Genomic DNA, 16665 nt, shown 5'->3' on the forward strand with positions numbered 1-16665 from the left:
TTCTAAGTGCTAAAGGTCGTTTCCACATCTGCACTTGTATTTTTTTTGACCGTTTGCAGCATTTGATGGATTTCTTCATAAGGACAGTAGACAAGCATTTTGCCAACACGTCCTCGTAAATCTAAATAAAGGCAATGATATTTTGGTAGATTTTTTAACCACTCAATATTCTCATTAGTGATTTCTAATCCTAAATGACGAAGAATATCTTCTCGTTCATCTTTGTCATCGTATGCAAAAATTCGTCCAAAGTTTCCTGTATCATCTTCTTCGGCTGTATCTTTAACAGATTGAGTGACAATAATCAGGGTATTGTTAAAACTTCGACCAACTCTGCGCATGGATTTGATAATCGCACGACCGTTTTTAGAAGAATTAAAAATCCAACTTTCATCAAATAGAACAACAGTGCTTTCCTCTCGGTCACGTAAGCCGAAAAGTTCACAGAATTTTCCAATAGACATCATCAACATGACCGATTTTCTTTGGGTAGCACTGTAATCATTGCTAAGTGTTTCTGCACGAGGCATTTCTAACCCCAAAACTTCTAAGATAGTCACCTTATTCGTAAGATTTAGTCCTTCATTTTCGCCATAACTAAAAGCTAATTCTAAAATAGAACCTTGTACTGATTTCTTGATTAAGCTGGCTGTATCTCGTACCTCCTCATGTGGACTTTCCAGCATGAAGTCAACTACATGAAGTAAGCCTATTCGTTCACCTTGATCTCTTCTTTTTAATACAGTTTCGATTCCTTCTAGCATTGCCAATCTTGATTTTTTCTCTCTAGCACTAGTAAAATCATAAAGCTCTTCAAATAAGTCTTGCGCCATGTCTTTTGCAGCTACTCGATTAGGAATAAAACAGAAGGGATCAAGAACGCCTTTGTTACTGGTTTTATTTGGATCAAGTCTCACTTGGTGGAAGTGCTGTTGAATGAAAGCACAAGTGTCGGGATACTTTTCTTGATAAAGTGGATGATTGATAACCTCCATAATCCAATCGAAGAACTCAGATTTAGGATCAACGTACAATCCTTTTCCATTCATTAAAACTGAAAGGAAGAAAATAAACTTTGCCAAGTAGGATTTTCCGTTTCCAGTGGGTCCAGTGATGGCAATGTGCGGGCTATTGGCTTTTTTATCAGCGATATCATTTTGGTTCCCAATAGATGGATTAAAGAAAATGGGTTTTCGACTCGTTTTTGCCACTTCTTTTGGTGTTAAGTTTCGAGTGTTTTTCAATTCCGAGACCATACCAATAGGAATTCCTACGTTATCACCAATCCGATTTTCAACACTCAATAACATTTCACTAATTCCTTCAACTGTGGTGTAGTGAAGCCAATTTTTTTCAGAACCTAGTTTGTTACCAGCTAAAAATTGATGGAAGAGAAATACTTGATCGGCTAAGCCTTTGACTATTTCAACATTTCGAGATTGGCATAAAGAAATGACGGTACGAATCCGACTACGACATTCCTCTGGTGTTTGTCCAAAGACACCAAAAAGTCCCAGCCATTTAATGACAGGGACTCTTAAGTCTATTTTATTGTTTAAGTCGGTCAAAGCATAACGATTAAAGCGACTGGATTTCATTTCGGAATCGCCCATAGAAACCGTTTCTTTTGCACTATTTTTTAATCGCTTGGCAGCACGAGAAGACTTTCCTTTTAATCCTCTACCACCTTTTAAGGGTTCAAAATGCCCTTTGAGTCGGAATTCTACTGGAAAGGGGAGACTTTGCACCACTTCTGCTATATGATTGAATGCCAAGTTGGGGGCGAATTTATGAATAGGAAGCAGAGCAATGTAGCTAGTTCCTTCTGAGCTTCTTAACTTTAATAAGCCTTGTTCTTCTGTAGGATCAAGAATAGTATCTGTTAATGAATAGCTGCTATTTTCAACAAAATCAAGATCAAAGGAAGTCTTCATTCCACGTACATAGGGATAACGGCAGGCTTGTAGCACTTCTTGTTCAGTAAGTCTACGCCCATTAACCGTTCCAACAAGTTGAAAAATTTCTGATTCTATTGAACGGTATCGTTTTAAAAAATCTTCATCAACAGTTAGGTGATAGTGGTTCAAGGATAATAACTTTCCTGCGTAATAGTCAACGACTTCCATCGCTTTTCCTTTTACAGTTGTTGCAGAAGATAAACTAGAAAGTTTAACCCCAATATAAAATTTTTCCGTTGTGAGAACTCGAAGTTGATTTTCTAATTCGGAAAGTGTTCGATCAACTAAACTATCGCCCATTGATTTTGCTTGTTCATCAAAATTTTCGGAGAAAGCTGCTAGCCGCTCACTAAGATTGTAAGAATGCGGATTTAGAAATAGTTCAAAGTCCTCAAAACGGCGTAAGCTTTGTAAAAATTGATTCCATTTTTGTTTATGCTTTTCTTGAATTTCTTTATTTTGACCAATAACATAGTCGCTAGGACAAGTAAAATATGCCCAAACTTCATTTTCTGTAGTAAGCAATAAATTATGATAAACCTTATGAAATGGCTGTTTAAACTTCATTTTTTTCCACCTTTCTATAATAATCTAGTGATTCGTTTACGAATGGATTGCTTGATTAATGAATGATATTGTTCCTTTAATTTAGGAATTTCTGACATCGGGATAACTCCGTCTGCAAATTGCCGAAAGAGTATTTTCTTCATTAGCAATACTTCATCATCTGTTTCAAACAATTCATAGAAACCTTCTTCTCTTGCCTTTAAGGATTCAAATTCATGGATTAGTTCTGGAACAACACTATCTTTTATTTCTTGTTTCAATTGGTCAACATCTAATGTATTCATTTTTGCTTCTCCTTCTTTTTTTATGGAAAGCTGTTCAACGGTACAGCGATCATAAATTACTTTTTCTTGTTTAAATGAGTGAAGTTGCTCATGATACAGTGATTTATGCCCAAATACAAAGGTCAGAAGATAGAGAAAATAATCTTTCAAAAAAATATCCGCTCTCTTTCCATCCGGCTCAACTCGGTTAAATAGTTGTACTAATCCATAAGGAATAGCTAGAGAAACTATGACGACTAATTGATTCATTCCAAAAAGTATCAAGAGAGCACTAAACACAATCGCAAAACTGACTGTTGCAACAGTGAAATCCTGTGCATAAACAACAAAAGGTAAGTGGACATTTTTGGCAATTTCTCTGATCATATAGGGTGCATTGAAGGGCTCTCTATAGTCTAATATCTGTTTTTCTATATTCATGACTATAACCCAAAGTAGCTTTTTAGATTAGAAAGTGAATTAAGAACGCCTGTAGGGTCTTTGATAACAGCGTAAATGATACCGCCAAAAAAGAGGATTGCAAAACCTTGAATCCATTTTGAATTTAGAAATTCTTTGATGACTAAATAAACAACAACTACACCAAAAATTGGTGCAATCCAGTCATTCAAGATATAGTTACTGGCTTCCTTAGCGTTTGCATCAGCATAAGCGACAGGAGATAGAGCGAAAAAGAATAAAAGGCTACTGAATAGTGTTGTGAGTTTGACAGTTAGTAGTTGTCTTTGCTGAGGAGAGCATACTATTTTCTTTTGTTTCATTTAAATTCCTCCTAAATAATGATGAATGGTTTCAATAAAATAAGTGTTTTCTCGTTGCTTCAACAATAAAGTCATGGTTTCCTTGTGACCTATTTTTGTTTCACCATCAATAACATCAAATGTAACAAAAGCAAAGAGTTGTTTGTCTTTGAAGAAGGGTTTAATTTGGCTATTACTTATCTGATAATTACCTGTTAGAATTTCTGGTTCTTTCATCATAAATGCCATATCTTCCAATGAAGCAGATACATATTTATCAAGGAATGACTGGATGAAACTGACAACCATTTTTTCTTCTTTGGTATCCACTTGTTGGTACTGAGAAATATCAGGCATTTTTAGTTGCCCATTTTTTGAAGTTAGTGAAGGCTCAAGAGTAAAATAAGGATAGGCAGTCACTTTAAACGATTGATTTTTTAATTGTATAAAAGGGATATTTAACAACACACGATTTTCAATTTTTTCGTAGTCAATATATTTTTCTTTGGTGACTACTTCTTTATTACCTTCTTTTTTCTTTACATCACGTTCTTTTGTAACTGGAGCATTGATTTCATAAGCAATACGGTATTGAGCCACCAATTGTCCATTTTCACTGATTAGATTATAAAAATCAGAAGAGAGTAGTTTTCGTTCAGTCCCCGTATTCTTTTCTTCATCTAGGGTAATCATGAAATAGGTCTCTTGGAGTGAATTAAAACGTTTTTCAAATGCTTGCTGCTCGGTAGGAATATTAATGTAAGCTGTAATGAAAGGCTGTAGAAACTGTTTATACAATTCTGATGTAACAGCTGTATTTGTCTTTTTTGCTAATTCTTTGTGAATCGTTTCAGTTAATGTGGTTTGTTCTTTGCGAATAAGACTTTGCATTTGGGTAGATTTAACAAAGGCAAAGGGACCACTGCTGATTAACAAAAGCGTTAGGATTAGAAAGAAGGTACGAGTCGTTCGGATACTAGCGGCTTTTTCTTCTTTTGGTAAAGCTGGGGGATGATTCTTTTTCTCTTTGATAAATTTCATTGAATTACTCCTTTGTGATTATTAAAAAAGGGAACCCCTTTACCAAATAAAGGAGTTCCTTTGCAGAAAGTTGCGTACCATAAATTTTTAAACGACTAGACTGAGAATTGAATAGATAGGTAGCTTTGTAAAAATCATACGAATAACCAAGATAAACACCGGAATCGCTATAACGTTCTAGTCCTTCAATATAAAGACTGGTGTGTTTAGAAAGAATTCGTTCAAAACAGACTTCTTTTTTAGGAATAAAAACCAGATTTTCTCGTTGAGTTAGTTTTTTTACAGTGAGAAATTGCCGAGCTTGTCTTTCGGGAATTTGTCCTTCTAAATAGAAAAAGCCATATTTTTTGAGTTCTTCTTTGAGATATTTCTGATTCATGACAATACCTCAATAATAGTATTGTCGTTTGCTTGATAGAGGCGTCCATCTTGGCGTAAATCTTCACCAATTCCCCCATAGTCAACATTCCACTTGATTAAATCAGGAACACCAGATAAATAGCCAAGATCATCCACTAATTGTTCTGCATAGTCTTTATAAGAATAACAGTCAGAGTAGACTTGAATTTCATCAATTTGTTCAAATGCATCTAAAATATCGCTGAAAAATCCGTACTCTACAAGTTCACCTAAATAGTGAATGGCTGGGTGTCCACTATGCTCATCCAGTTGTTCTGCTACTTCATTCATTTCACTAAAATTTTCATAGTGAGAAAGGGTAAATGGTGCCATGTAGTCTGTTATTAAATGTTCCTGCCCATCGTCCAATTCGATTTTTTCTTTGACCTCTTCCCAATCAATAGGTAGTTCAAACCATCGCCCTTTATGGGTATGAAGATTTTCGATATATAATTCAATCATTTTTTTCACCTCTCAATTAAATAAAAATTGTGCTAATAGCTGTTCGACTTCATCTTGTGTAACAGTTACAGAAGAGGGAGTAGCTGCTTGAGTTTCTTCTTGTAGCAATAATTCTTTTATTGTTGTTGTAAGTTTTGACAGCTCTTCTTGATCTTTTTCTTTTAGCTCTGCTTGCTGAATTCTAGACATTAACTCATTTTTGCCAAACGTTTGATCCATAATCCAAATTTTCTTTAGCGTAGGAGCAAGATAGTTTGAGAGCCAGCGTAACGCTTTATCATAATTTGGTTTTTCACCCTTCATGGTCAACCGTAATTCTTGCATGCTTTCAATGACCATGCGCCAATTTTGACTGTAATGAGTGCGCAGTCCATTTGAGTCGCAATCATATACTTTGATGGCAGTATCAATTAATTCTTTGACGATCCATTCAATTGTTTCTCCTGTAGAAAGTAAATATTCAACAAAGAGATAAGCTTTTTCGTCAGCCAAACGGATTTCATAACGATTTTTAATGCCATATTTCTGACGAGCCATTTCAACAGATATTTCTTCTTTTTTTGCCAATTCGTAATCTTTTTGGTAAAAGTTTAAATAAAACGGCGATTGTCTGGAACCAAAATAAAGAGAGAGTCCTTTGTTGAGCTGTTGTCCATTCTTCACAACAATTCCTCCTGTAAAATCAAAATTGCGAAAAGTGGTATCGACTAATCCTTGTTCAACTTTTTCTTTCAATTCAAATAAATCATAATTGGGATAAAGAAGAGAGAGATGTTCATCCAGAGCCAAATCAATTCGTGTAATTTTGGTGTCAATTATTAGACCTTCACCAAAAATATTCGATTGATAAAGCCGCCAAAAGAATGTCGTCCAAGTTTCTTCTTGTTCTTCTAGTACCAATTCATATTCTCGACAGCCTTGTCCACGCAGTTCAATCATCACTCCCATATCTAGGTTTTCTGGATTTGAGAAAACAAAGATGTCACTAAAACAATAGCTTTCTGTATAATGATTAAAGCCATAGTTTTTGTAAATGAATACATCTGGATTCATTTGTAATATTTTCTCAATTACTTGAGAAGGGGAGTGGATTTTGAATCGAACACGAAGAAAATCAATTTTTGCTTCCATGGGTAGAAAGCCACCGTCCAAATGGAATGTTTTGCGTATTTTTTCTATGGATTTTTTTGTGATCGTTCGTTTACCAGTTTCAATCATGGAAAGGTATGATTTACTCCAATCAAGCTTTTCAGCAAATTGCTGTTGTGTTAATTGAAGTCGCTTTCGTAAAATTTTTATTTCTTGATTATTCATGGGTCACCTGCCTTATGTTCACAAAATAAATGAAAATTGTTTACAGCTTTATTCTTAAAGAAAAGCTTTATTAATAAGGGATTTTGATAACTATTTTGTCTTTCTTGTAAAAAGTTACCCCCATGTTATTAAGCGGGGGGTAACAGGTTAGAGCGAGCGTTGCTCGCCCTAACCACGCACAGTCATAGTCAGGAAACCTGCCTATTCCTTTTCGTTCTACCGCCACACACCAAAGTGTGCGGCTTTCACAAGGAAACCTTGTTCATAAAACGAAGCGGTTAGTATCAGCTTCTTCCATCCGCTGAGGCAACGAAAAAAGGGCAACGAAAGATAAAACTTTTCCTTTCCCTTTTTTCATTGATATAGTGGGGGGATCTCACTCTAGCTTTTTCCGTGAAAGTCCAAATGCTGAATGTGCTTCATTAATTTCCTCAGTAGTCATTTCTTGTAAAAGCTCTTTTATATTTAACGTTTGCATAGAACCAATTTGTTGAAGAGCTGCTAGAAAGTCATATTTTCTAGGAACAAGAGGGGCATAGAATTCACGAGGAACTCCTGAGCCACTATCGCAGTAGCCTCTGCCTTTAATTCGTTTATTGATGAACGCTTTTCCTTTTTGATCCGATCCAAAAGTCATGTAATAGCCCTGTTCTGATAGCTTTCCCAAGCTAACTCGAAATAAAAGATTATCACGTACACCGCCACCAAAGTTATCTGCATCAGGACGTTGGGTTGCTAAAATGAGAAAAACACCTGCTTGTCGTGCTTTTAGAACAAGTTCCTTTACATATCGCAGAATTTCGTCCTGTTCTTTATAGGTTAAGGTGCCAAAAAAGGCTGCCCACTCATCAACAATAATAAAGTAGGGAGGAATACCATAGTATGCAAAGTTTTTCCCTGTTGTATAGTTAGGGAGAGCCTTCATATAAACATAACGTCGATTCATTTCTTCTACAGCATTCTTTAAACATTTCGTAATCCATTTTGTTCCGTAAAATACGTGATTTTTGAATAAATGTAGACTTTCTAAATCTTTTAAATCTGCTTCTTTTGGATCACATACATCAACCGTTCCAATCTGAATGAGCGCATGAATTAAGGTGAGCAGAAAGTAGGACTTGCCACCCCCTGTGCCTCCAGTTACTAACATGTGAGGCACTTCGGCATAGTCCCATATAACGCCATCCATGAGTTTGACTTGTCCATTTGTTACGATACAATCTTCAATTCTAATCCGCTTACTGATCACATCAATCATTAATAAATAGGTGGTGAAGCCCATTTCCTTTTGTTCCTCAATGAAGTCAGCAATGTACATTTCTTCAAAAGTTTTTGCAATTTTTTGAAAGCGATCATGCCATTTCATGCCATCTGTGGGAACCGTTAAATAAAGAATTTCCTTGGTATTACGGTAATAAACTTTTGGAAAAACCATTTTTTCAGTAGCCTGTTCTTTTGATTTCCGTTCCTTCTTCTCATACAATCCATTGCTTTTCAAGAGACGAGCTAACATTTGTCGTTGGTAAACTCGATAGAAGAAACCACCCTTTAAAAAAGAAACTCTGCGAATCATGACCAAAACTAACAACGGCAAGAAGAGTATTAAAAAAAGCCCTCCAATGGGAACTAAGAGGGCAATCCAATCAATTATTTGTCTTTGTTGCATCATCTGTATTAGCGGATAGATAAAAAGGTAGCTGTAGTAACCAGCAAATAATAGAAAAGGAAACCAAGCTAGTAGAAGGTAGGTACGATAAACAGATAGATGTAGAGGACGAATTCTACGTCCACGATAATGAAAGAATGTGTTCATAGTTGCCTCCATTCAATTAGTTTTTCAGATTTTGGTCCCCTTTAGCTTGCTTTACATTAACTGATTCTACTTTTTTTAGGGATTCTGCTCGGATTTTGAAGGCTTGCTCTGACTGAATCGAATCGTTATAACCAGTATAAGAAGAAAGCCAAGCAAGTGCAGTGACTTCTCCTGTAAGCTCTACTTCATCATCATAAGAGAACGCTGTAGTATCAACAGTTTCTGGAACAGTAATATCAATTTGGTCATTTTTAGCTTCGGAATAGACAGTAATGCGTTGTTCACGAACAAAATCTGTTCGGTTACCTTCTGTATCTGTTTCATAAATTTTTTGGCTATTCAAATAGAATAATTTTCCAAATGTTCTACGTGTATCAAAATCTTTCACAATGTTATCTTCAAATTTTAAACTCATCATTTTTCTCCTTTTCTAGTTCAATGTCAGCAGTTGTTTAGCGAAAATTTGTAATTCAAGTGATCGACTAACTGTTCCAATATTATTTCGTTTGGCACTAGGAACAAGTGTAACTTCACGCAGCTCGACTTCTTTACGACCTTCAAAACGTAGGGAGTTTCGTAAATTTGGAACGATGATTTCAAAGTCAGGATGAAGAGCAGAGGAGGCTGTAAAAATGCGACAAGGGATTCTTTTTCCCTCTACATAAATTTCTCGTTCTTCTTTAACGGTTGCTTTGATTTTATTTCCTAATTGATTGTCCTTTAAGACAATGCTTGTGACACGATTGGACATCTTTTTTCCTTCTTTCTTTTTTATAATAAAAAAGAGACATAGAACTGCCTCCGTTTTTTCTAATTATCGTTGTGATGCTTTTTCTTTTTGTTGTAAAGGTAATAGCCAGCAACTCCAGCTAACAATAAGCTCCCTAAAATAATTCCTGCAAAAGAAACAACTTCACCAGTTTGTGGTAAGCTTCCTGTTACAGAAGTTTCTTTTTTACTTGGAATCATTTCATTTGTCATGTTACATTTGACAACCTCACCATCTTCTTGAATTTCAAACTTAATCGGCGTTTCGTCTATTTGATAGCCAGTAGGGGCTTTATATTCTTGGAAATAGTAAACTCCTCGTGGTAAGTTTTCAAAACTAAAACGACCTTGATGATCCGTCTTTCCTTCAATGATGATTTTTTTATCTTTATCAAGAATACGAACGCCTGTATCTGGTAGCTCTTTTCCATTGGAAACATCCGTTTTGGTTAGTTCAGCAATCCCTTTGACTAAATGATTTTTAATCTCCAGCAGTAGAAGTGGCTCTTGATTGGTTTGTGGTTCCTCAACTGGGGTAGTTTCATTCGTTAATGGCTTGTTTGGATTTTCTTCTTTCTTCTCTTCATTAAGGATTTCACTAAGTAAAGTTCCTTTACTGTCATAGACTTGAATTCCTTTTAGAGTAGAGACGATTTGATAGGTCTCAGGAGATAGAACATACTGTTCAGAAGCTGATTGTTTTTCTTTCAAATAGAATGTTCCCACAGGGATATTGGTAAAGGTAGCAAGAGATTGTTCATCTACAGTGACTGTTTGAATCACTTCTTTTTCCTCATTTTCTAAAGTGAAAATAGTGCCTTTTCCATTCCCTGTAAAAGCAAAATCATAGCCATTTTTTTCTTTTAAAGTGGCTTCTTCATTTACTTTTTTTAGTGAGAATTGGTTGAAGTGAAGCTTATTTAGAAGTGGTACAGATTCATCCTCCAAGTTTTCTTTAGCAGCATAAATATCGATTACTTTTTCGGATTCGTGGTCAGCTGCTGTAAACTCAAATTCATGACGGCTAGTATCAATATCATGAATTTCACCAGCATCTAATTCTTGAAAGTAATATTTTCCTTCCATTAATTGTTGCCTAGGGAACGTAAGTCCACCATCTTTTACTGTGCCAAAACCTAGTAGAGAATCAGCAGGCAGCACTGTTTTATCTGTCATTGTAAATGCTTGATTAGTAAACAGACCGAATATTTTGTCGTTGGCTTTGATCTCTTCTATAATTGGTTTATTTTCTTTCCACTCCTGAATCTGCTCTTCGTTTTTATGGAGAGTGATCTTTAGTTGTTGAAAATCGTTTTTTGCTTCAATAGATTGAGATACAAGTTCAACGTTTTGTCCTTCATAGGTGAATTCAAAAGGAAGCGGAGTGGTATTCATCAAATAGCCAGCAGGCGCAGCTGTTTCAATGGCTTCATATTTTCCGAGATAAAGTTTTGGCATATTCATTAGTTCACCATTGTTATCTGTTTGAACAGTGGCAACTACACTTCCTTTTTTTGCATGAACATAGTTGCCTACTTTAATATCTTCACGAGCTTTGATGGTGAAAGTTACATCCGCCAGAGGAACATAATCGAAAGTGATTTCATGTAGCTTTCCATATTTTGAATCTTTGGTTGTAACACTAGAAGCTTTTTGCCCTGTTTTCTTTAGGTGAAGCAATCCTTGTTGGGCTTTATTTGCAAACACCACTTCAATTGTTTTATTGGGTTCAATCGTAATTTCTTTAGATTCGCCTTTATTTACAAAGCCATTGTTGGCAGTTACTTCGGTGATTTTTATTTTGGTACCAGCTTTTAAGTCATTTATTTGAGCTAAACCATTCGTATCAGTGACAATTTCTTTGGATTGTCCGTTAAACTCAAATTTCATTTTTGTATTGGGGACAGGCTGTCCGGTATCCTCATCTACTTTTTTCAATTTGACATTACCGTTTAAATTGACTTTGATATTTAGCTGAAAGGAGCCGGCATTAGATAATTTGAAAGTAGCTACTTTTTGTTCATTGGGTTTGTTGAAAACAAAACTTGTACCAACATCATTCGCATTTGCGATATTGTACTGTAATTTTCCTGTTTCTTTCGATGAACTGGTTGCGGTTAACTTCAATTGGTTTCCGGATTTATTTAGTTGTAGATTAGCGGAATTGCTAGCTAGATTGCCATACTTACTTAAAACACCGTTTGTATCATTAAGTGTGATTGTATCGCCAACATTTAACGTGATCGTCTGATTATTGAATGAAGGTTTTGTATTGTGCGCATTCACTTTTGCTAGAATTTCATTTTTCCGATTTTGATAGTTGGGAAGGGTGGTAGACAGTAGCTGATCGCCAAATGACTCCCAAATCATGTTTTGAGTGATTCCATAGTTTTCACTTGTAGGATTCGTTTTATAGCCATAATAGGCAATCAGAGACAAACGGTCTTTTTCAGCAATAGTGAGTTCAGATGGATCAAAACCAGAACCGCCATTTAAAATGGTACCATGTTCGATACAAAAGGCAGGCTCACCCTCTGCTTTAATCATGTGAACACCATCATCTGTCCAATGAAGACCAGCAGGGTTCGCTAAATACCAAGTAGAAACGTAATCAGCAATTCTTGTGTAGTTGACGGTAGCAGCAAGGACAGTGATAGGAGTAACAAAAAAACTAGCCATGATTACTATCAATGCGAGATAGCTGGCTAGTTTGTGCTTTTTATATTTAGTTGTCATTGTTTCTTTTCCTCCTTGAGTTATTTTTGTTTTTTTTAGAGTTACGAGAGGGACTTCTGATTTTTTTGGACAAGTGTTTTGATTCAGCTCCTTTAGATACTTATAATGGTATTTGATATCTTAGATATTTTGAAAAGTAATTGAATTATATATTTTCTGATAGTTATTAATTACTCTAACTGAAACTCTATTTAATTACGGCTAAAATGAAAGCCTTTTTTTGGAGCGAGAGAGTCGGTTTGGTTTCAGACTATTTTTGTACAAATTAAATTTTTATTTGTTTTTGTCGCTTCGTGAATTTGTTGACTTTTTATATTTAATAGTTCAATATTAAACTGAATAGTCTGGATATAGTTGAAACTGAATATATGTCTTCAATAAACAGATGCATATCATTAAGGAGAGAACATTATGCAAGAAAATATACGGAGTGAATTGTTTTTTTTAAAGCAGTTTGGATTTAATGATATTTTATTACAACATATATTTCTTTCTGGACTAGATCCTATACAGGTGATTTTTAAGAAAGATATCGATTTAGAAATCAATTTAGAAGATCTTTTTTCTGAAAAGGAAAAAAAGATATCAAATGATTTCATAGCCTATGAAGATTTTAAAAAAAATTTGTTTTCTAATGAGTCTTTTTTGGTGAAAAATAGTAAAAATAAAATTTTTTTTAAATATGATAGGAATGAAATAACTGAAATAGTCCCAGAAAAAATAATGCCTCTTTTTATTTATTGTAAAGGTGATACATCGTTGTTAACAAAGGACAAAAAACGCATGGCAATAATTGGAACACGCCATCCGTCAAAAAAAACAATTGAGATAACACAGAAATTGACTCAAAAATTTGTTGAAGCCGGTTTTGTTATTGTGAGCGGTTTAGCAGAAGGAACTGACACAATTGCTCATGAGACAGCATTAAAAAATAATGGTAAAACAATTGCTATATTACCAACAAATTTCAATAAAATTTATCCTAAAAGTAATAAGAAACTTTCGGATAAGATAGTAGAAGATGGGTTACTATTAACTGCTATTGGTCCTAAAGAGAATACTTATAAATCGAGTTTTTTGGAAAGAAACCAATACGTGGCAAATGTGAGTGATGTAGTTTTAGTTACGGAAACTAATTTAAAAAGTGGAACAATGAATACAATTAGAAATGCAAGTGAGGCAGCTAAAAAAATATTATTTGTAGACCAAAATGATGAAAAAATTAATAATAAAATTTATGAATTTGGAGGAGAGATGTTAAATGCCGATTATGAATAAAGTTGTAATTATGTCGAAATTATTTTTGTTTAATTCAGATAATCAACTGATCCAAGATAATTTATGGATTGTAGATTTTTTTGCAGACCAGGAGATAGAAATTGCTATTCTGGCAAGAAGTGCTTCAGTTAGAACAATGAAAAATCAGATACCTGAAAATTTTGAAAATAAAATAGCATTTGTGGACAGAAACCCACAAACTAAAAAAGCAATTATTGAGTTGAAAAATAAAGGAATAGTAGTTGCGGTAATAGGACTTGTAGATGAGGATGCCATTTTTGCATTCAACTGCAAATTGCCATTATTTAATCCAGAAAAAATGATTAATCAGAGATCAAATATTTCTGAAAAAGTTAAAAAATACGGACTACCTGTTATTGATTTTCAAAATGTTGTAGATTGTTTTAAAGCTTTTGACGTCCATCAAGGAAATTATTTTGAGATGCATATAAATGACCAGTACAGTGTTATGAGTTTGAATAATGCAAATACATTCTATCGACCAGAAGAAGAAGCTAGAATAAAAGAAATTTTTGAAGCTAATCTAAAGGGAAATGAATTTTCAAGAGATCAAAGAATTCTACTTATACTGCTATTTCATTTAATAAATGAAGTAACTACAAATAGTTACTATCAAGATGTAGATTACTGGGGAACGTTCCCTTCATCTAATCCTAGTAATACAGAAACGTCTATTTCTTTTTTGAAAGAGGCAGTCAGAGTTATTGTAAGTGGTGGCCCAAGAACTGGACCAGAGATACTAATCAGGCATACTGCTATGAAGTCAAAACATAGTAGTGGTTTATCGAGATTGCAGCAAAAATGCAATAGAGATTTTGAAACATTGAAGATTAATGATTCTTTAGTAGATAGGATTAAAGGAAAAGTTATTTGTATTATTGATGATTATATAACCAACGGCTATTCTGCTGAGGCAGCTAAACACTTGTTACTAAGTGCGGGTGCTAAAAAAGTTATTTTTCTTTCTATTGGTAAATTTGGGAGCAAATATTTTTTAACAAATTATGATTTGAATGAAGCAAGTTACGAATTTATTGGCGAAGAATTATTTCAAGGAAATTCAAGAGGTAATTTTTATGACAAATATAATGATAATGAAATCTTAAACTTTACAGATTTAGTTTGAAATTTTTAGGGACTTTAATAAAATCATTAGTATTCGTTCCAGCTCGCAATTTTCTTACTAAAAACTATCCAAAACATCCATATTTTTCTAATTAAAAAAGTTTGAAACTAAATCAAAACTAACTACAATTGACAAAAATTACTAGAATTTCGCAGCATTCACAGAAGAACCAGAATGCCGGTATACCAACGTTTAGAGCTTGTCAGTAGTTCTGAGAAAAGCAAGCCTTTTGCTGGAAGGGTCAGTTGGGTAATTCATTTACAACCGTTAGAAACGCTGATATATAGCGTTTTTAACGGTTGTTTTCTTTTGTCTTGAAAAATATTGATCCAAATATTGCTCCATCAGCTGAAAATTGCTCCAATTTTACGATGGGAGAGCGTTTTTTTTGTTCTGAGAGGTGGGTATAAATATCCATTGTTGTTTTTAAATTTTTGTGGCGTAGTCGGTACTGGGCATCTTTTGGATCGACTCCTAATTCATAGAGTAAGGTGGCTTGGGAATGTCTAAAACCATGTGGTGAAATTCGGTGGAGCCCTCTTTTTTGTAGTTCCTCTTGATTTCGATCAAAGAAGCGTAGAAGCCAATCGTTAGGCGTGCCACGGCCATAGTGTTTGCCAGTTTTAGGACTAGGAAATAAATAAGTGTTGGGTTGAAAGTAAGTGAGGTTGCCGTAGTTGTCAAAAGAGTTGCGATCTTTAATTAACTTTTGAACGTAATTAAAGGTATCATCATCGAGGTAAACGAGGTTTTTTGACTCTTCAGTTTTAGGAAAATAGGAAAGGTAAGTGTGGCCTTTTTCATCTTCCGCTAAAGTTTTAGTCACATCAAGGGCTTTTTCGGCTTTCAAGACGTCACTTTCAAATAAGGCTAAAGCTTCACCACGTCGTAAACCAGTGAAAGCTAATAAGCGAAAGTATACAAAGCGGTGGTACTCTTCGATCTCTTTGTAAGCCTCTAAAAAAGTCATGAGCTGCTCTGGAGTGTAAAAGTTTTCATCAGAGGCAAGACGCTTTTTTTTGTACTGAAAGGTTGTCTTACTCATTAAAATATAGTCCATGGGATTGGTATCGATTTATCGTTTAGTAATAGCAAAGTCTAACACCGCTTTGATTTGATTCTTTATCTTCCGATGATCCTTCCGTCTTTTTCTTAAAAGGTCAAAAGTTTTTTGACAATCATCAATGTCAATCTGATCAACATAAATGGCACCTAAAATTGGACGGGCATGTTTATTAATTTCATCGGTAAACTTTTTATACGTTCCTGGTTTTACGCCGCTGTCTTTGTAATAAGAGAAGTATTCTGTGGCAAGTTGGTTGAAGGTGACTTGTTTCTTTGGTTTAAGCTTTTTTGATTGGCGGAGCTGCTGGACTTGTCGTTCGTAATCAAGTTTTGCTGCTGCTTTTGATTGAAATCCTTTTTTTCGTGGTTTGACGTAAGCACCTGTTTTAGGATTGACTCCTAAGTAACCGTGATAGCTCCAGCGCTCTTTGCCAGTGGCAGTGAGGTATTTTTTATAGGTAACCATGTCTTGTCCTTTCTTTTTATCTGCAAACATCTTCGCATTGAAACACAAATGTGTTCATGTTATAGTGACTATAAGAAAAACTAAAAGGAGGTTTTGAAGATGGCGACTATTACTGTGCGAGTGACTGATGAAGAAAAAGCCTTTCTAGATCAAATGGCAGCGTTTGAAGGAAAAAGTCTATCTGAATTGTTAAAAACAAAGACGCTGGCTTCTTTGGAAGATGCCTACGATGCTCATGTTGGCGATATGGCCTATGAAGAGTACCTTAAAAATCCTAAAACTCGTCCGTTATCAGATTTAATGACGGAGTACGGAGTTGAGACATAATGACGTACCGAGTCCGAACAACGGAGCAATTTGATAAACAATTGTCAAAACTAGATAAGTTTGCGAGTCGAACTATTTTGAAATGGTTAGCAAAGAATCTTGAAGGAGTTGCTAATCCTAGGTCCATAGGTAAGAGGCTAGTAGGTAATTATTCTGGCAAATGGCGTTATCGGGTGGGGGACTATCGAGTCATCTGTAAGATAGAGGATGAAGAATTAATTGTATTGGCATTGGAAGTGGGACATCGAAAAAAAGTCTATAAGTAATCGATGCAAAAGCTCTTTAATAAACAAAAGAGCT

At 34.9% G+C, this 16665-nt stretch carries 17 protein-coding genes; 4 read left to right on the top strand and 13 right to left on the bottom strand.

Annotated features, from left to right (window positions below; genetic code table 11):
* Positions 1–2: 2 nt before the first annotated feature.
* The 11 genes from CBF35_RS00325 to CBF35_RS00375 form a co-directional block, all read right to left on the bottom strand.
* On the bottom strand, positions 3–2525 hold the full coding sequence (locus tag CBF35_RS00325; RefSeq protein ID WP_010785417.1) for an ATP-binding protein: 2523 nt from the start codon (positions 2523–2525) through the stop codon (positions 3–5).
* A 14-nt stretch (positions 2526–2539) separates the two neighbouring features.
* On the bottom strand, positions 2540–3229 hold the full coding sequence (locus CBF35_RS00330; RefSeq protein WP_010785416.1) for a TcpE family conjugal transfer membrane protein: 690 nt from the start codon (positions 3227–3229) through the stop codon (positions 2540–2542).
* Between the two features lie 2 nt (positions 3230–3231).
* Entirely contained in the window at positions 3232–3570 is a 339-nt protein-coding gene (locus CBF35_RS00335; RefSeq protein ID WP_003744475.1) for a TcpD family membrane protein, read from the bottom strand.
* Positions 3571–4590 carry a conjugal transfer protein gene (locus tag CBF35_RS00340; RefSeq protein ID WP_003744477.1) on the bottom strand — a complete coding sequence of 340 codons (1020 nt, stop codon included), beginning with the start codon at positions 4588–4590 and terminating at the stop codon, positions 3571–3573.
* Between the two features lie 4 nt (positions 4591–4594).
* Positions 4595–4969, bottom strand: coding sequence for a hypothetical protein (locus tag CBF35_RS00345; RefSeq protein WP_010785415.1), 375 nt, complete (start codon positions 4967–4969; stop codon positions 4595–4597).
* Positions 4966–5451 carry an antirestriction protein ArdA gene (locus CBF35_RS00350; RefSeq protein WP_010785414.1) on the bottom strand — a complete coding sequence of 162 codons (486 nt, stop codon included), beginning with the start codon at positions 5449–5451 and terminating at the stop codon, positions 4966–4968. The genes CBF35_RS00345 and CBF35_RS00350 overlap by 4 nt, the downstream gene beginning before the upstream one ends.
* Positions 5452–5463: 12 nt before the next feature.
* Positions 5464–6765 (bottom strand): XRE family transcriptional regulator, encoded by a 1302-nt coding sequence (locus tag CBF35_RS00355; RefSeq protein WP_002367017.1) that lies wholly within the window; start codon positions 6763–6765, stop codon positions 5464–5466.
* Between the two features lie 376 nt (positions 6766–7141).
* The gene (locus CBF35_RS00360) at positions 7142–8578 is read right to left on the bottom strand and encodes an FtsK/SpoIIIE domain-containing protein (protein ID WP_010785413.1); all 1437 of its coding nucleotides are present in this window, start codon (positions 8576–8578) and stop codon (positions 7142–7144) included.
* 16 nt (positions 8579–8594) lie between these two features.
* A complete protein-coding gene (locus CBF35_RS00365) occupies positions 8595–8993 on the bottom strand; it encodes a DUF961 family protein (RefSeq protein ID WP_010783787.1) in 399 nt (132 codons plus the stop codon).
* A 15-nt stretch (positions 8994–9008) separates the two neighbouring features.
* Positions 9009–9329 carry a hypothetical protein gene (locus CBF35_RS00370; protein WP_002367014.1) on the bottom strand — a complete coding sequence of 107 codons (321 nt, stop codon included), beginning with the start codon at positions 9327–9329 and terminating at the stop codon, positions 9009–9011.
* A 59-nt stretch (positions 9330–9388) separates the two neighbouring features.
* Positions 9389–12082 (bottom strand): SpaA isopeptide-forming pilin-related protein, encoded by a 2694-nt coding sequence (locus CBF35_RS00375; RefSeq protein WP_077150399.1) that lies wholly within the window; start codon positions 12080–12082, stop codon positions 9389–9391.
* Positions 12083–12493: 411 nt separating this feature from the next.
* Between CBF35_RS00375 and CBF35_RS00380 the strand changes: the two genes are divergently transcribed.
* Both CBF35_RS00380 and CBF35_RS00385 read left to right on the top strand, forming a co-directional pair.
* Entirely contained in the window at positions 12494–13360 is an 867-nt protein-coding gene (locus CBF35_RS00380) for a DNA processing protein DprA (protein ID WP_002367012.1), read from the top strand.
* Positions 13344–14507, top strand: a complete 1164-nt coding sequence (locus CBF35_RS00385) for a phosphoribosyltransferase (RefSeq protein ID WP_077150400.1) — start codon at positions 13344–13346, stop codon at positions 14505–14507. Before CBF35_RS00380 ends, CBF35_RS00385 begins: the two co-directional genes overlap by 17 nt.
* Before the next feature lie 292 nt (positions 14508–14799).
* On the opposite strand, the gene CBF35_RS00390 is transcribed toward CBF35_RS00385, so the two are convergent.
* Both CBF35_RS00390 and CBF35_RS00395 read right to left on the bottom strand, forming a co-directional pair.
* Positions 14800–15552 carry a site-specific integrase gene (locus CBF35_RS00390; RefSeq protein ID WP_170174663.1) on the bottom strand — a complete coding sequence of 251 codons (753 nt, stop codon included), beginning with the start codon at positions 15550–15552 and terminating at the stop codon, positions 14800–14802.
* 30 nt (positions 15553–15582) lie between these two features.
* Entirely contained in the window at positions 15583–16038 is a 456-nt protein-coding gene (locus CBF35_RS00395) for a tyrosine-type recombinase/integrase (RefSeq protein WP_170174664.1), read from the bottom strand.
* A 99-nt stretch (positions 16039–16137) separates the two neighbouring features.
* On the opposite strand from CBF35_RS00395, the gene relB reads away from it, so the two are divergent.
* Together relB and CBF35_RS00405 are read left to right on the top strand one after the other, a co-directional pair.
* The gene (gene relB, locus CBF35_RS00400; RefSeq protein ID WP_126777908.1) at positions 16138–16365 is read left to right on the top strand and encodes a type II toxin-antitoxin system RelB family antitoxin; all 228 of its coding nucleotides are present in this window, start codon (positions 16138–16140) and stop codon (positions 16363–16365) included.
* On the top strand, positions 16365–16631 hold the full coding sequence (locus tag CBF35_RS00405; RefSeq protein ID WP_126777909.1) for a type II toxin-antitoxin system RelE family toxin: 267 nt from the start codon (positions 16365–16367) through the stop codon (positions 16629–16631). Before relB ends, CBF35_RS00405 begins: the two co-directional genes overlap by 1 nt.
* Positions 16632–16665 lie beyond the last annotated feature (34 nt).

Source organism: Vagococcus salmoninarum, from assembly GCF_003987495.1.
Lineage (GTDB): Bacteria > Bacillota > Bacilli > Lactobacillales > Vagococcaceae > Vagococcus_D > Vagococcus_D salmoninarum.

What these genes read in the sequence shown, in the direction of transcription:
- CBF35_RS00325 (WP_010785417.1), bottom strand. Translation starts at nt 2,525, where the DNA reads ATGAAGTTTAAACAGCCATTTCATAAGGTTTATCATAATTTATTGCTT.
- CBF35_RS00330 (WP_010785416.1), bottom strand. Translation starts at nt 3,229, where the DNA reads ATGAATATAGAAAAACAGATATTAGACTATAGAGAGCCCTTCAATGCA.
- CBF35_RS00335 (WP_003744475.1), bottom strand. Translation starts at nt 3,570, where the DNA reads ATGAAACAAAAGAAAATAGTATGCTCTCCTCAGCAAAGACAACTACTA.
- CBF35_RS00340 (WP_003744477.1), bottom strand. Translation starts at nt 4,590, where the DNA reads ATGAAATTTATCAAAGAGAAAAAGAATCATCCCCCAGCTTTACCAAAA.
- CBF35_RS00345 (WP_010785415.1), bottom strand. Translation starts at nt 4,969, where the DNA reads ATGAATCAGAAATATCTCAAAGAAGAACTCAAAAAATATGGCTTTTTC.
- CBF35_RS00350 (WP_010785414.1), bottom strand. Translation starts at nt 5,451, where the DNA reads ATGATTGAATTATATATCGAAAATCTTCATACCCATAAAGGGCGATGG.
- CBF35_RS00355 (WP_002367017.1), bottom strand. Translation starts at nt 6,765, where the DNA reads ATGAATAATCAAGAAATAAAAATTTTACGAAAGCGACTTCAATTAACA.
- CBF35_RS00360 (WP_010785413.1), bottom strand. Translation starts at nt 8,578, where the DNA reads ATGAACACATTCTTTCATTATCGTGGACGTAGAATTCGTCCTCTACAT.
- CBF35_RS00365 (WP_010783787.1), bottom strand. Translation starts at nt 8,993, where the DNA reads ATGAGTTTAAAATTTGAAGATAACATTGTGAAAGATTTTGATACACGT.
- CBF35_RS00370 (WP_002367014.1), bottom strand. Translation starts at nt 9,329, where the DNA reads ATGTCCAATCGTGTCACAAGCATTGTCTTAAAGGACAATCAATTAGGA.
- CBF35_RS00375 (WP_077150399.1), bottom strand. Translation starts at nt 12,082, where the DNA reads ATGACAACTAAATATAAAAAGCACAAACTAGCCAGCTATCTCGCATTG.
- CBF35_RS00380 (WP_002367012.1), top strand. Translation starts at nt 12,494, where the DNA reads ATGCAAGAAAATATACGGAGTGAATTGTTTTTTTTAAAGCAGTTTGGA.
- CBF35_RS00385 (WP_077150400.1), top strand. Translation starts at nt 13,344, where the DNA reads ATGCCGATTATGAATAAAGTTGTAATTATGTCGAAATTATTTTTGTTT.
- CBF35_RS00390 (WP_170174663.1), bottom strand. Translation starts at nt 15,552, where the DNA reads ATGAGTAAGACAACCTTTCAGTACAAAAAAAAGCGTCTTGCCTCTGAT.
- CBF35_RS00395 (WP_170174664.1), bottom strand. Translation starts at nt 16,038, where the DNA reads ATGGTTACCTATAAAAAATACCTCACTGCCACTGGCAAAGAGCGCTGG.
- relB (WP_126777908.1), top strand. Translation starts at nt 16,138, where the DNA reads ATGGCGACTATTACTGTGCGAGTGACTGATGAAGAAAAAGCCTTTCTA.
- CBF35_RS00405 (WP_126777909.1), top strand. Translation starts at nt 16,365, where the DNA reads ATGACGTACCGAGTCCGAACAACGGAGCAATTTGATAAACAATTGTCA.